Source organism: Enterobacter cloacae complex sp. S2, from assembly GCF_015159675.1.
GTDB classification, from domain to species: domain Bacteria; phylum Pseudomonadota; class Gammaproteobacteria; order Enterobacterales; family Enterobacteriaceae; genus Enterobacter; species Enterobacter intestinihominis.
Map to the genome: position 1 here is coordinate 13,916 of NZ_JADDTS010000002.1, position 14,127 is coordinate 28,042.

Annotated in this window: 13 protein-coding genes; 4 read left to right on the forward strand and 9 right to left on the reverse strand. The window is 57.7% G+C overall.

Annotation, left to right across the window (positions count from 1 at the left end; translation table 11 throughout):
• Positions 1–4 precede the first annotated feature (4 nt).
• A complete protein-coding gene (gene btsR / locus IPZ49_RS00760; RefSeq protein WP_063932867.1) occupies positions 5–724 on the reverse strand; it encodes a two-component system response regulator BtsR in 720 nt (239 codons plus the stop codon).
• Entirely contained in the window at positions 718–2,403 is a 1,686-nt protein-coding gene (locus IPZ49_RS00765; protein ID WP_017383370.1) for a sensor histidine kinase, read from the reverse strand. Before IPZ49_RS00765 ends, btsR begins: the two co-directional genes overlap by 7 nt.
• 218 nt (positions 2,404–2,621) lie before the next feature.
• Here IPZ49_RS00765 and mlrA point away from each other — a divergent pair, with 218 nt between their 5' ends.
• Both mlrA and IPZ49_RS00775 read left to right on the forward strand, forming a co-directional pair.
• A complete protein-coding gene (mlrA, locus tag IPZ49_RS00770; RefSeq protein WP_017693055.1) occupies positions 2,622–3,362 on the forward strand; it encodes an HTH-type transcriptional regulator MlrA in 741 nt (246 codons plus the stop codon).
• A 69-nt stretch (positions 3,363–3,431) separates the two neighbouring features.
• On the forward strand, positions 3,432–3,545 hold the full coding sequence (locus IPZ49_RS00775; protein ID WP_017383372.1) for a protein YohO: 114 nt from the start codon (positions 3,432–3,434) through the stop codon (positions 3,543–3,545).
• Here the strand turns inward: IPZ49_RS00775 and IPZ49_RS00780 are convergent.
• From IPZ49_RS00780 to bglX, 5 genes are all read right to left on the reverse strand, one after another.
• Positions 3,520–4,257, reverse strand: coding sequence for an ABC transporter permease (locus IPZ49_RS00780; protein WP_017383373.1), 738 nt, complete (start codon positions 4,255–4,257; stop codon positions 3,520–3,522). The genes IPZ49_RS00775 and IPZ49_RS00780 overlap by 26 nt on opposite strands.
• Positions 4,241–5,191: an ABC transporter ATP-binding protein gene (locus IPZ49_RS00785; protein ID WP_032654271.1), complete on the reverse strand. Its 951-nt coding sequence runs from the start codon at positions 5,189–5,191 to the stop codon at positions 4,241–4,243. Before IPZ49_RS00785 ends, IPZ49_RS00780 begins: the two co-directional genes overlap by 17 nt.
• Positions 5,184–6,341, reverse strand: a complete 1,158-nt coding sequence (locus tag IPZ49_RS00790; protein ID WP_033487343.1) for an ABC transporter permease — start codon at positions 6,339–6,341, stop codon at positions 5,184–5,186. Before IPZ49_RS00790 ends, IPZ49_RS00785 begins: the two co-directional genes overlap by 8 nt.
• A gap of 12 nt (positions 6,342–6,353) precedes the next feature.
• A complete protein-coding gene (locus IPZ49_RS00795; protein WP_015572333.1) occupies positions 6,354–7,271 on the reverse strand; it encodes an ABC transporter substrate-binding protein in 918 nt (305 codons plus the stop codon).
• Positions 7,272–7,406: 135 nt separating this feature from the next.
• The gene (gene bglX / locus IPZ49_RS00800) at positions 7,407–9,704 is read right to left on the reverse strand and encodes a beta-glucosidase BglX (protein WP_023304110.1); all 2,298 of its coding nucleotides are present in this window, start codon (positions 9,702–9,704) and stop codon (positions 7,407–7,409) included.
• 189 nt (positions 9,705–9,893) lie between these two features.
• On the opposite strand from bglX, the gene dld reads away from it, so the two are divergent.
• On the forward strand, positions 9,894–11,651 hold the full coding sequence (dld, locus tag IPZ49_RS00805) for a D-lactate dehydrogenase (protein WP_015572331.1): 1,758 nt from the start codon (positions 9,894–9,896) through the stop codon (positions 11,649–11,651).
• A gap of 102 nt (positions 11,652–11,753) precedes the next feature.
• Positions 11,754–12,308, forward strand: a complete 555-nt coding sequence (locus tag IPZ49_RS00810) for a GNAT family N-acetyltransferase (protein WP_017383377.1) — start codon at positions 11,754–11,756, stop codon at positions 12,306–12,308.
• A gap of 105 nt (positions 12,309–12,413) precedes the next feature.
• Here the strand turns inward: IPZ49_RS00810 and pbpG are convergent, their stop codons facing one another.
• Together pbpG and IPZ49_RS00820 are read right to left on the reverse strand one after the other, a co-directional pair.
• Complete coding sequence (gene pbpG, locus IPZ49_RS00815) at positions 12,414–13,337, reverse strand: D-alanyl-D-alanine endopeptidase (protein WP_015572329.1); 924 nt, start codon at positions 13,335–13,337, stop codon at positions 12,414–12,416.
• Positions 13,338–13,504: 167 nt separating this feature from the next.
• On the reverse strand, positions 13,505–14,092 hold the full coding sequence (locus tag IPZ49_RS00820; protein ID WP_003859296.1) for a Yip1 family protein: 588 nt from the start codon (positions 14,090–14,092) through the stop codon (positions 13,505–13,507).
• Positions 14,093–14,127 lie beyond the last annotated feature (35 nt).

The window sequence follows — 14,127 nt, forward strand, 5'->3', positions numbered from 1 at the left end:
AGTTTTACAGCCCTATCGCCTCTTTCAAACTTTTCAGGTAGCGACGACTGACGGGAACGGTTTGCCCGGCACGTAACACCAGCTCGGCCTGGCCGTTATCCTCCAGACGGATCTCTTTCAGGTGCGCCATGTTCACCAGATACTGACGATGGCAGCGGATTAGCGGCGTGCGGCTCTCCAGCGTGCGCAGGGTCAGCTCGGTAAAGCCTTCGTTGCCTTCGGCGCTGGTGACGTATACCCCGCTCAGACGGCTGCTGACAAAGGCAACGTCGTCCATTTGCAGGAGGTAAATCCGGCTGTGCCCGGTACAGGGTATAAACTTCAGGGGCTGCTGATGCTCCGGCAGCAGCGCCACGTCCTGCACGGTACGCTCCTGATGCAGGCGGGTCAGGGTCTTTTCAAGGCGTTTCTCTTCAATCGGCTTCAGCAGATAATCAAATGCGTGCTCTTCAAACGCCTTTACCGCGTACTCATCAAAGGCCGTCAGAAAGACGATATAGGGACGGTGCTCCGGGTCGAGCATGCCGACCATCTCCAGCCCGCTGATGCGCGGCATCTGAATATCGAGGAACAGCACGTCCGGGCGCAGTTTATGCACCGCACCGATGCCTTCAATCGCATTGGCACATTCCCCCACAACCTCGATATCACTCTGCTCCTGCAACAGAACACGCAGGTTTTCCCGTGCTAACGGCTCATCATCGACAATCAGCACTCTTAACATGCGTTCTCCTCCAGCGGCAATCGTAAGGTAATTCGGGTATAGCGGTCTGGCTCACAGGCGACGGTGATACCGCAGTCGTCACCAAAATGCGCGCGCAGGCGTTTATCCACCAGGCTCATGCCCAGACCGCCTGACGCGGAAGCTTCATACAGCCCCGCGTTGTCTTCAATATCCAGCACCAGATGGTGGTTAAAACGGGAAGCGGAAATCATAATCTCTCCACTTCCCAGCAGCTGCGACGTCCCATGCTTAATGGCATTTTCTACAATCGGTTGCAGGGTAAAGGCCGGAAGATGCTGATACGCCAGATCGTCCGGGACGGATAACGACACCTGTAAACGTGACTGGAAGCGCGCTTTTTCAATTTGCAGATAGGCGTTTACATGCTCAATCTCGTCCGCGAGGGTGACGATCTCCGAGGGTCGCTTCAGATTTTTGCGGAAAAAGGTCGAGAGAAATTGCACCAGCTGCGCGGCCTGATCGCTGTCGCGGCGGATCACCGCTTTCAGCGTGTTGAGCGCGTTAAACAGGAAATGCGGGTTCACCTGAGCGTGCAGGAGCTTAATTTCTGACTGCGTCAGCAGCGCTTTTTGCCGTTCATACTGCCCCGCCAGGATTTGCGCCGAAAGCAGCTGGGCGATCCCCTCCCCCAGCGTGCGGTTGATGGAGCTGAACAGGCGGTTTTTGGCTTCGTAAAGCTTAATAGTGCCCATGACGCGCTGGTTTTCACCCCGCAGGGGAATGACCAGCGTAGAGCCGAGTTTGCACTGCGGATGCAGGGAACAGCGGTACGGCACTTCATTTCCGTCGGCATACACCACTTCACCCGTTTCAATAGCGCGCAGGGTATAGGCCGAGGAGATCGGTTTGCCCGGCAGATGGTGGTCGTCGCCGGTACCGGTAAACGCCAGCAGCTTCTCGCGATCGGTAATCGCCACGGCTCCGATATCCAGCTCTTTATACAGCACCTGCGCCACCTTCATACTGTTCTCCTCGTTGAATCCCTGCCGCAGGATCCCTTCCGTCGACGCCGCAACTTTTAAGGCGGTGGCAGAAAATGCCGAGGTGTATTTTTCGAACATGGCGCGTTTGTCGAGCAGAATGCGCATAAACAGCGCCGCACCTACAGTATTGGTGACCATCATCGGTGCGGCAATGCTGCTGACCAGATGTAACGCATCGTCAAACGGGCGCGCGATCAGCAGGATGATCGCCATCTGCGCCATTTCCGCCACAAAGGTAATCGCCCCTGCGGTAAAGGGACTGAACACTTTATCCGGGCGACCGCGCTTAATCATATAGCTGTGGACGAGACCACCGAGCAGCCCTTCGACGATGGTGGAGATCATGCAGCTCAGCGCCGTCATACCGCCCATCGAATAGCGGTGCAGGCCGCCGGTTAACCCCACCAGACCGCCGACAACCGGGCCTCCGAGCAGCCCGCCCATTACCGCGCCGATGGCGCGCGTATTGGCGATGGAATCTTCGATATGGAGACCAAACCAGGTCCCCATAATGCAGAATATGGAAAATACGACGTAGCAGAGGAATTTGTGCGGCAGACGGACGGTGACCTGCATCAGCGGGATAAACAGGCGCGTTTTGCTCATCAACCAGGCGATGACAAGGAACACGCACATCTGCTGAAGCAACAGCAGCACCAGATTAAACTCGTACATACTCACAAACCGCACATTCTAAAAACGCGTAACATACACTGATAGCGGTTAACTTTCTTTGAAACGTGCCAAAAAAGCGATAAATCGTGTCCGCCATCACACCTTTTGCCGGAGATAACCTGTCTTTCGTATAATTTGTACAAAAAAGAATCAAATCTTCCTGGTTCCGCAAAGTGGGTCTACAGTTAAGCTGGGGACGCGCAAGCCTGGGGGCGAAAATGGCGCTTTACACAATAGGTGAAGTGGCACTCCTGTGTGATATCAATCCCGTTACGCTACGGGCGTGGCAGCGACGGTATGGATTGCTTAAGCCGCAAAGAACGGACGGCGGGCACCGCCTGTTTAACGATGCGGATATTGACCGGATCCGCGAGATCAAAAGCTGGATCGACAATGGCGTACAGGTCGGCAAGGTAAAATCGCTTCTGAGCCAGGACGATCCAGATACGCAGCTTCTCTGGCGCGAGCAGCAGGAAACGCTGCTGAGGCTGTTGCAGAGTGGCAATTTGCAGCGTTTGCGCGGCTGGATCAAAGAACAGGGTCGAGACTACCCGGCGCAAACCTTGATCACCCATCTTTTTATTCCCCTACGGCGTCGGCTTCAGTGTCAGCAAACCACCTTACAGGCACTGCTCAGCATGCTTGATGGCGTGCTGATTAACTATATTTCCGTTTGTCTTGCCTCAGCGCGGAATAAAAACAGCAAAGATGCGCTGGTGATCGGCTGGAACGTACACGATACCACCCGACTGTGGCTCGAAGCCTGGATTGCCACCCAGCAGGGCTGGCGCGTTGACGTGCTTGCCCACTCCCTGGCCCAGCTCAGGCCGGAACTGTTTGAGGGACAGACGCTGCTGGTCTGGTGCGGCGAAGTCCCCTCCGCTTCCCAGCAGCAGCTCCTGACGGAATGGCGCGAACATGGTTATCCCGTTTACTCGCTGGGGCCAAATGCGTCGTAACGGCATTTAATGGTTCATTAACAGCTGCGCTTCACCGTATAATTGTTCCGTTAACAACAGGAGCACATGATGAAGGCAACGAAACTGGCCGTAATTACCCTCTTTGCACTGATGGCCATCAGCGGTATCGGTGGCGTTATGCTTGCAGGTTATTCATTTATTGTTCGCGGCGGTGTTGGCTGAGGTATCCGGCCAGACGTTCAAACAGGCGATCCACGACAATCGCCGCCAGCGCAACCAGAACCGCCCCCTGAATAATGTAAGCCGTATTAAACCCGCTTAACCCGATAATGATCGGCGTTCCCAGCGTATTGGCTCCGACCGTCGAGGCGATGGTTGCCGTACCAATGTTGATAATCACGGACGTTCGCACGCCGGCGATAATCACCGGTGCGGCCAGCGGCAGTTCGACCTTCACCAGCCGCTGCCAGGCGCTCATCCCCATCCCTTCCGCTACGCTCAGCACCGATGCAGGCACCGCCGCAATCCCCGCCAGCGTCCCTTGCAGAATGGGCAACACGCCGTACAAAATCAGCGCAATGATGGCAGGCTCCTGCCCAAAACCGATCGCCGGCACGGCAATCGCCAGCACGGCCACCGGCGGGAAGGTCTGCCCCGTTGCGGCGATGGTCTCCACCAGCGGACGAAACTCCCTGCCCGCGGGTCTCGTCACCGCAATCCCGGCGCCTGTGCCCAGCACGATGGCAATCACGCTTGACACCGCCACCAGCCAGAAGTGCGCCAGGGTGAGATTAACAAAGCTCTCCTGCTGGTACACCGGGCGCGGCAGCCCGGGGATAAGCGCATTAAACAGCGCCGCGCTGTGCGGCATCAGGTAGAGTAAGGCGATAAACAGCCCTGTCAGCCAGAGTAACGGATCACGGACCCACTTCACGCGTCACCTCCCCCGCCAGCAGATCGCGAAAATGGATCGTCCCGCATGGCGTCCCCTGCCCGTCCGCAACGGGTAATACCTCGCACTGCCGGGCGACAAACGCCGACAGAGCATCGCGCAGGCTCATCCCATCGTGCAGCGGTTCACCACCGATTTGCGCATCGTGCGGACGCAGATAGTCCCTGACGGTGCGCAGCGAGAGCAGCCTGACGCCCAGCTCGCTGCGGCCAAAAAATTCACGCACAAAATCATTCGCTGGCGAGGTTAACAGCTCAAGCGGCGTACCCTGCTGGACGACTTCGCCGTGATCCATCAGTATCAGACGATCGGCCAGCCGCAGCGCTTCGTCGATATCATGCGTCACCAGCACGATGGTGCGCCCTAGAATACGGTGGATGCGGCTCATCTCCGCCTGAAGTGCGCCGCGGGTGACCGGATCCAGCGCGCCGAAGGGCTCATCCATCAGCAGCACCTGCGGGTTAGCGGCCAGCGCGCGCGCCACCCCGACCCGCTGCTGCTGTCCGCCGGAAAGCTGGTGCGGATAGCGGTCGCGAAGCGACGCGTCCAGGCCCAGCAGCGCCATCAGCTCGTCGACACGCTCATTGATCTTCCCCCGGGACCATTTTTCCAGCTGTAGCACGGTGGCAATGTTCTGGGCCACCGTCCAGTGGGGAAACAGGCCGATGGACTGAATGGCGTAGCCCATACGCCGCCGCAGTTCCAGCACCGGCAGGCTGCGGATCTCCTCTCCGGCAAAGCGAATCGTCCCGCTGTCATGTTCCACCAGCCGGTTGATCATCTTCAGCGTCGTCGATTTTCCCGACCCCGACGTCCCGATCAATACCGAGAACGCCCCCTCGGCAAAATGCAGATTGAGGTGACTTGCCGCCGGACGGCCCGCAAAGGTTTTACTCACATCATGAAATTCAATCATTGGCTCTTCTCCTGAGCAGCGCGAGCCACAGGGCAAACAGGGCATCCAGTACGACCGCCAGCGCAATCGTGGGCACAACGCCCAGCAGCACCAGATCCAGCGCGCTGCTGAGCAGCCCCTGGAACACCAGTGCCCCAAAGCCGCCCGCCCCGATCAGCGCGGCAATCACCGCCATCCCCACGGTTTGCACCGTCACCACCCGCAGGCTGCGAACCAGCAGCGGAAGCGCAAGCGGCAGCTGTATTTTCCAGAAACACTGCCGCGCACTCATCCCCATCGCATGAGCGCTTTCCAGCACGTCAGGCGGAACCTGGCTTAACCCCGCCACCACGCCGCGCACCAGCGGCAGCAGCGCATACAGCACAAGGGCGATAAGGGCAGGCGTCAGCCCGGTTCCGGCAATGCCTGCCGCGGCCAACGCAGGGAAGGATTTCACCAGACCGGCCAGGGGGGCAATCAGCAGGCCAAACAGGGCAACGGAGGGGATGGTCTGAATAACGTTGAGCACGGTAAAGACGGCACCCTGGCGGCTGGGATGCCGGTAGCACCCGATGCCCAGCGGCACGCCCAGCAGCAGCGCCGGGATCAGCGTCCCGAACAGGATCGTCAGATGTTGCGCCAGCGCGTTGTCAAACACCTCCTGGCGGTTGGCGTACTCTTTTAACAGCGAGAGTTGATTCAGATCGCCGCTGAAGAGGATCAGCAGAGGGATGACCCAGAATTGCGCGTTCAGCAGCCAGCGCCAGACGGGTAGCGGCGTGAGACGGCGAATGGCATCGCTACAGACCAGCAGACAAAGTGCCAGCCACAGCCACAGCCCGCTGCCAATCGACGTGCGCGCCAGCGGGCTTTCAACCGAGGCCATCTGCGTTGCCGCCTGTCCCGCGCTCCAGAACAGCACAATAAACAGCGCTTCGCTGAGCAGAAGCGTCAGCCACAGGGCGGTTCGCCCTGGCCAGAAGGCTAAGGCTACAGTACTCGCCAGCGCCGCGCCCAGCAGTAGCGGCGTAAATGACCAGATCTGCCAGAGCGCGCGCGGTTCGCCCGACACCAGACGGTTTGGCGCGACATTTACAAAGGGTAACGCGACCGCCGCAATGGCCACACAGGCCAACAGCAGCAAGACGCGGTTATGACATTTTATTGGCACAGCCTTGTCCCGTTACTTCACAAGCCCTTGTTGTTTCAGGAAGTCGGCAGCCACCTTTTTGGCATCCAGCCCCTCAACGGCAATGCTGGCATTCAGCTGTTGCAGCGTTTTCGCATCCAGTTTTTCAAACACCGGTTTGAGCCATTCCGCAATATCCGGGTAGGCTTTTAGCACCGCCTCGCGCACGACCGGGGTTGGGGCGTAAATGGGCTGAACGCCTTTCGGGTCGGTCAGGGTTTGCAGACCAAGCGCCGCGACCGGGCCGTCGGTGCCGTAGGCCATCGCCGCGTTGACGCCGGAGGTTTGCTGTGCCGCCGCCTTAATGGTCACCGCCGTGTCGCCGCCCGCCAGCGAGAGCAGCTGAGACTGATCGAGCTTGAAATCATAGGCTTTTTCAAACGCTGGCAGGGCATCAGCGCGCTCGATAAACTCTGCCGAGGCCGCGAGCTTAAACTCGCCCTTCTCTTTCAGGTAGCGGCTGAGATCGTCAAGCGAGGTGAGCTTGCCTTTCTCGGCAATATCTTTACGCACCGCGATGGTCCAGGTGTTGTTGGCCGGTGCCGGCGTAAGCCAGACCAGCTTATTTTTTTCCGCGTCCAGCTTTTTGACTTTTTCGTACCCGGCTTTGGCATTTTTCCAGGCCGGATCGTTTTCATCCTTGAAGAAGAATGCCCCGTTGCCGGTGTATTCCGGGTAGATATCCAGCTCGCCGGACGTGATGGCACCGCGTACGACAGGTGTGGTGCCAAGCTGTACTTTATTGACCGTTTTCACGCCGTGGCTTTCGAGTACCTGCAAAATGATATTGCCGAGCAACGCGCCCTCGGTATCAATTTTGGAACCCACCTTAACCGGCTCTGCGGCCTGTAGCGGCAGGCTTAGCGCCGCCAGAAGCACCGCCGATCCTGTTATCCCCTTAATAATCGTCATTCTGCTTTCCTCATTATTTTGTGGCCTTTTTCATAGGCTTGAGACAAAAGCGTAGCTTAAAACAGCGAATTTAACCGTTTTTCGTACAAGATGAGAGGCATCCCCCGCCAGACGGGGGATGGGGGGAAGGTAAGATTATTGCAGTTCGAATTCGGCTTTGTTCACGCGGGCGGAATCCACGCCGATGAAGACGTTGAATTTGCCAGGCTCGGCATCGTATTTCATCTGCTGATTCCAGAACTTCAGCGCATTCACGTCAATCGGGAAGCTGACCGTTCTGGTTTCGCCCGGTTTCAGGTTGACCTTCTCGAAGCCGCGCAGCTGTTTCACCGGACGGCTCATGGAGGCCGTGACGTCCTGAACGTACATCTGGATCACCGTCGCGCCTTCGCGTTTGCCGCTGTTGGTCACCTCCACGCTGGCGGTCACTTTGCCGTCACGCTTCAGGGTCGGCGCCGACATTTTGACGTCAGACACCTTGAAGGTGGTGTAGCTCAGGCCATAGCCAAACGGATAGAGCGGGCCGTTAGCTTCGTCGAAGTAACGGGACGTGTACTTGTTCGGCTTGTCGGCGTTATACGGACGACCGGTGTTCAGGTGGCTGTAGTAAACCGGGATCTGCCCGACGGAGCGCGGGAAGGACATCGGCAGCTTGCCGGACGGGTTGTAATCGCCAAACAGCACGTCGGCAATGGCGTTACCGCCTTCGGTACCGGCGAACCAGGTTTCCAGAATGGCGTCAGCCTGCTGGTCTTCTTTCACCAGCGCCAGCGGACGCCCGTTCATCAGCACCAGCACCAGCGGCTTGCCGGTGGCTTTCAGGGCCGCGATCAGATCGCGCTGGCTTTGCGGGATGGTAATGTCGGTACGGCTGGAGGCTTCGTGCGCCATCCCCTGCGCTTCACCCACCACCGCGACCACCACGTCGGACTGCTTCGCGGCGTTCACCGCTTCGTCGATCATCTCTTTCGGCGTGCGCGGATCCACCTTCACCGCTTCCTCGTACTGGTTGAGGAAGGTCACGATGTCTTTATCGTTGGTGACGTTCGCGCCTTTGGCGTAAACCACTTTTGCATTATCACCCACGGCGCTCTTAATGCCGGTCAGCACGGTAACGGACTGATCCGCCACGCCTGCGGCGGACCAGCTGCCCATGACGTCGCGCTTGCTGTCGGCCAGCGGACCAACCACGGCAATGGTGCCGGATTTTTTCAGCGGCAGCGTGTCGAGACGGTTTTTCAGCAGCACCAGGCTTTCGCGCGCTACTTCCCGGGCTTCCTTACGGTGCAGACGGCTTTCGGCGTTAGTGTCCGCCGGGTCTGAATCCTTCGGCCCCAGATGGCTGTAAGGATCGTTAAACAGCCCCATGTCATATTTCACGTTCAGCACGTGGCGAGCGGCGTCGTCCAGCTCTGCCATCGTCACTTTGCCGCTCTTCACCAGCCCCGGCAGGTATTTGCTGTAGTACTCGTCGCTCATGCTCATGTTGATGCCGGACTTGAGCGCCACGCGTACCGCGTCTTCCGGATCGGACGCCGTGCCGTGTTTAATCAGCTCTTTAATCGCGCCGTGGTCAGAGACGGTAATGCCCTTAAAGCCCCACTGGTCGCGCAACACGTCTTTCAGCAGCCACGAATCGGAGGTGGCAGGCGTGCCGTTGAGAGAGTTCAGCGCTACCATCACCGCCCCGCTGCCCGCGTCCAGCCCTGCCTTGTATGGCGGCATGTAGTCGTTAAACAGGCGCTGTGGGCTCATGTCGACGGTGTTGTACTCTTTACCGCCCTCCACCGCGCCATAGGCAGCGAAGTGCTTGACGCTGGTCATGACCGAGTAACGATCTGCCGGGCTTTTGCCCTGCATCGCTTCCACCATGGTTTTGCCCATCGTGGCGGTTAAATACGTGTCTTCACCGAAGCCCTCCGAAGCGCGGCCCCAGCGCGGATCGCGGGAGACGTCAACCATCGGCGCCCAGGTCATATTCAGGCCGTCGTCTGCGGCTTCATATGCCGAAACGCGCCCGACGGTTTTCACCGCATCAAGATTAAAAGAGGAGGCTAAGCCGAGGCTAATCGGGAAGACGGTACGCTGGCCGTGCACCACGTCATAAGCGAAGAACAGTGGAATTTTCAGGCGGCTCAGCTCCATCACCTGATCCTGCATCTTGCGGATATCCTGGCGGGTAACGGTGTTAAAAATGGCCCCTACCTGCCCGTCTTTGATCATCTCGCGAATGGCTTCTTTCGGGTTATCCGGACCGACGCTGATCAGGCGCAGCTGGCCGATTTTCTCATCGACCGTCATCTTTTTGAGTAAATCCGTGACAAAGGCGTCGCGGGCTTCGGGCGTGAGCGGGTGATTACCAAACAAATCCTCTGCCAGCGCAGGTTGCAGCGCCAGGCTGACGGCGACACCTACAGAACATAGCCATTTCATGTTGTTATTCTCTCTCATCAATAACCGCGGGAAGCACCCGGCCAGACCGTGCGAAAAGCGCAGTGTGCCATAAAGCCTGAAAACCTTGCAGGGTTATTCTCTGATTTTTCTCATGAATACCCGACCGCTCAACGGCTAATCGCGCTATGCTTTACAGCGAGAAATTTGCCCCACCACAAGGAGTGGAAGATGTCTTCTGTTCGAACTGACGATAACACTACATTTATTAACGAACTGTCTCGCCTGGTTGGTCACTCTCACCTGCTTACCGACCCGGCCAAAACCGCCCGCTATCGGAAGGGCTTTCGCTCCGGCCAGGGCGACGCGCTGGCGGTAGTCTTCCCCGGTACGTTGCTCGAACTGTGGCGCGTGCTCAGCGCCTGCGTTGCGGCAGACAAGATTATTTTAATGCAGGCTGCGAATACCGGCCTGACCGAAGGCTCCACGCCGAACGGCAACGATTACGATCGTGACATCGTGATTATCAGCACCCTGCGCCTCGACAAACTGCACCTGCTGGACAAGGGCGAACAGGTGCTCGCCTTCCCCGGCACCACGCTTTACTCGCTGGAAAAAGCGCTTAAGCCGCTGGGACGCGAACCGCACTCGGTGATCGGCTCATCGTGCATTGGCGCCTCGGTGATCGGCGGGATCTGCAATAACTCCGGCGGCTCGCTGGTGCAGCGCGGCCCGGCTTACACGGAAATGTCGCTGTTCGCCCGTATCGATGAAAACGGCAAGCTGACGCTGGTTAACCATCTGGGGATCGATCTGGGCGTAACGCCTGAACAGATCCTCAGCAAACTTGACGATGACCGCGTGAAGGACGAAGACGTTCAGCACGATGGCCGTCACGCGCATGACCACGATTACATCACCCGCGTGCGCGATATCAATGCCGATACGCCGGCGCGCTATAACGCCGATCCGGATCGCCTGTTTGAATCCTCCGGCTGCGCGGGCAAGCTGGCCGTTTTTGCGGTGCGCCTCGATACCTTCCCGGCAGAGAAAAAGCAGCAGGTGTTTTACATCGGCACCAATCAGCCGGAGGTGCTGACGGAGATCCGTCGTCATATTCTGGCCGAGTTCACTCACCTGCCGGTGGCGGGCGAGTATATGCACCGGGACATTTACGACATCGCCGAGCGCTACGGGAAAGACACCTTCCTGATGATCGACAAACTCGGCACCGACAAAATGCCGTTCTTCTTCACTATGAAGGGCCGCACCGACGCGATGCTGGAGAAAGTATCGTTGTTCAAACCGCACTTCACCGACCGCTTTATGCAGAAGCTGGGTAACGTCTTCCCGGCGCATTTACCGGAGCGGATGAAGACCTGGCGCGACAAGTATGAGCACCATCTGCTGCTGAAAATGGCCGGGGACGGAATTGCCGAAGCGCAGAGCTGGCTCACCGAATTCTTCAAAACCGCCGACGGGGATTTCTTTGCCTGTACGCCGGAAGAAGGCAGCAAAGCCTTCCTGCACCGCTTCGCCGCGGCGGGTGCTGCCATCCGTTATCAGGCGGTGCATTCCGAAGAGGTGGAGGATATTCTGGCGCTGGATATCGCCCTGCGTCGCAACGATACCGAGTGGTTTGAACATCTGCCGCCGGAGATTGACAGCAAGCTGGTGCATAAGCTCTATTACGGCCACTTTATGTGCTATGTCTTCCATCAGGATTACATCGTCAAAAAAGGGGTTGATGCGCATGCGCTGAAAGAACAGATGCTGGCGCTGCTGCACGAGCGTGGCGCGCAATATCCTGCCGAGCACAACGTAGGACACCTGTACAAAGCGCCGGAGACGCTTAAACAGTTTTATCGCAAAAATGACCCTACAAACAGTATGAACCCGGGCATTGGTAAGACAACGCGGAAGAAATACTGGAAAGAGAGTGCCGAAACAGAGGAACACAATACGCAAGCCTCTGATGAACTCTTATAGCCAAATTTAAGAGATTGTTAAGCCCTCCTCAAACGTACTAGAGTATCTGCCTGTTGCCAGAGAAACGTTTCTCTGGCTTTCCAAACAAGGAGCGGGCAGAACATGTCGGCTGTAGAAATTTTCCCCGAAACTGAAATCGAGGTGCGCGACGCCCTTCCTGACGATGCGCATGCCATCTCGGCGATATACGCCTGGCATGTGCTTCATGGCCGTGCGTCCTTCGAGGAAGTTCCTCCCACCGTCGATGAGATGCGTCAGCGGATGAAGAGCGTGACCGACAGCGGTTTACCTTGGCTGGTTGCGCTGTATCGCGGCATTGTTGTCGGCTACTGCTACGCCACGTTTTATCGTCCACGCCAGGCCTACCGGTACACCCTTGAGGAATCCATCTATGTGGATGCCAGCACTACCGGGCGCGGGTTTGGCTCGGCCTTACTCCAGGCACTGATCGCCCGTTGTGAACAAGGACCCTGGCGGCAGATGATTGCCGTGGTTGGTGACGGAAACAATAATGCGGGATCGTTACGGCTGCATAAAAAACATGGCTTCGAGGTTGTCGGTCAACTGCGCAGCGTGGGGTATAAGAAGGGGGACTGGCGGGATACGTTGATCATGCAGCGTCCACTCAACGATGGTGACTGGACGCTGCCGGAGTAGGCGCTTTCGCCCGGTGGCGCTTCGCTTACCGGGCCTACGTATCGGGGCCGCTTTAGGGCCGTAGGCCGGGTAAGGCGAAGCCGCCACCCGGCACAGACAGGCGGCTCAGTCGTTCTGCGCCGTCGCCATCTGTTCCGCTTTCTGCTTTTTATACGCCAGCGCTGAAGCCGGCACCGGCTGCACTTTCCCGGTTTCAATCCAGGTGCGCAGGCGGCTGGCGTCCGCAAAGTGGGTATATTTGCCGAAGGCATCCATCACCACCAGCGCTACTGGCTTACCGTTAAACACGGTGCGCATCACCAGGCAGTGCCCTGCCGCATTAGTGAATCCGGTCTTGGTTAACTGAATATTCCAGTTATCGCGATACACCAGATGGTTAGTGTTGCGGAACGGCAGCGTATACGCCGGGTTCGAGAATGTCGCCATCTCCTCACGCGTGGTACTGAGCTGACCGATCAGCGGGTATTGCTTACTGGCGATCAGCAGCTTGGTTAAATCACGCGCCGTCGAGACGTTATGAATCGACAGACCGGTTGGCTCCACGAAATGGGTATTTTTCATCCCCAGCGCTTTGGCTTTGGCGTTCATCGCGCGGATAAACGCGTCGTAACCACCAGGATAATGGTGGGCAAGGCTTGCCGCCGCGCGGTTCTCAGAGGACATCAGCGCCAGCAGCAGCATATTTTTACGGCTGATTTCACTGTTCAGACGCACGCGAGAGTAGATCCCTTTCATCTCTGGCGTGTGGCTGATATCCACCTTCAGCTTTTCGTCCAGCGGCAGTCGTGCATCAAGCACCACCATCGCGGTCATGACTTTGGTTATGGAAGCGATCGGGCGCACCAGATCCGGATGACTGGCGTAGATCACCTTGTTGGTATTCAGGTCAACGATCATCGCGCTGCCGGACGCAATCTGGGGTTGCGCAGCAGCGGTGGCGACTGCGGTCGTTTTGGCGATGGCTGGCGCGGTAGCGGAGACGCCCAGCAGCAGCGCAAGACTAAGGAGTGACACTCGAAATTTCAGCATGATGAGACTTCTGATAATGATTCACGCACGTTATGACGTACACCGCCTGTGTCAACGGATAAACACAGGCTGGCTTCGGCATCATAGCGGTCACCGTGCGTTGTCGCCAGCGGAGAATCATAACCAGATGCTGCATTGCTGGCATTTACGCCAGCAATGCAGGGAACTTAAAAGAGACGGTATCCATAACCCCAAAGAATAACTGTCAGGGCCAGTAGCGCTTCCAGGACCAGCACGCCGATGGCAAGCGTAGAGCTGGAGAAGCTCAGGCCCTCTTCTTTATTGATATTGAGGAAGGTTGGCACCCCTACATACAGCAGATAACCGGTGTAAAAGAGGGCAACCGTACCGATCAGCGCGCACAGCCAGACCAGTGGATAGAGCGCGACAATACCGCTTAAAAACAGCGGGGTCGCGACGTATCCGGCGAAGACCATACAGTGTGCCAGCGACGGGCGCTGCGGATAGTTGCGCGCCATCCAGTGGATGACCCGCCCCATCACCGCCACCCCGGCCAGCATCAGGCCATAAAACAGAATGGCCAGGTACAGTCCGGTAAACCAGGAAAGCTGAACCACGGTGCCGTCACCAAAGTTCCAGCCTATCTGCGTAGTACCAATAAACGCGCAGACCACCGGCACCGCTGCCATCAGCAGGACATGGTGGGTATAGTGATGCGCGACCGTTTCGTTCTCGTTACGGATCACCTGCATTTCACGATCGGGATGGGAGAAAAGTCCCCAGACATGGTTCATAACGCCCCCTTGTTGTCGGCCCGTCAGCGATAGCT

Coding starts and splice junctions, on each gene's coding strand:
- IPZ49_RS00820 (WP_003859296.1), bottom strand. CDS start 14,092: ATGAACCATGTCTGGGGACTTTTCTCCCATCCCGATCGTGAAATGCAG.
- IPZ49_RS00795 (WP_015572333.1), bottom strand. CDS start 7,271: ATGACGATTATTAAGGGGATAACAGGATCGGCGGTGCTTCTGGCGGCG.
- IPZ49_RS00765 (WP_017383370.1), bottom strand. CDS start 2,403: ATGTACGAGTTTAATCTGGTGCTGCTGTTGCTTCAGCAGATGTGCGTG.
- IPZ49_RS00785 (WP_032654271.1), bottom strand. CDS start 5,191: ATGATTGAATTTCATGATGTGAGTAAAACCTTTGCGGGCCGTCCGGCG.
- IPZ49_RS00810 (WP_017383377.1), top strand. CDS start 11,754: ATGTCGGCTGTAGAAATTTTCCCCGAAACTGAAATCGAGGTGCGCGAC.
- mlrA (WP_017693055.1), top strand. CDS start 2,622: ATGGCGCTTTACACAATAGGTGAAGTGGCACTCCTGTGTGATATCAAT.
- btsR (WP_063932867.1), bottom strand. CDS start 724: ATGTTAAGAGTGCTGATTGTCGATGATGAGCCGTTAGCACGGGAAAAC.
- IPZ49_RS00775 (WP_017383372.1), top strand. CDS start 3,432: ATGAAGGCAACGAAACTGGCCGTAATTACCCTCTTTGCACTGATGGCC.
- pbpG (WP_015572329.1), bottom strand. CDS start 13,337: ATGCTGAAATTTCGAGTGTCACTCCTTAGTCTTGCGCTGCTGCTGGGC.
- bglX (WP_023304110.1), bottom strand. CDS start 9,704: ATGAAATGGCTATGTTCTGTAGGTGTCGCCGTCAGCCTGGCGCTGCAA.
- dld (WP_015572331.1), top strand. CDS start 9,894: ATGTCTTCTGTTCGAACTGACGATAACACTACATTTATTAACGAACTG.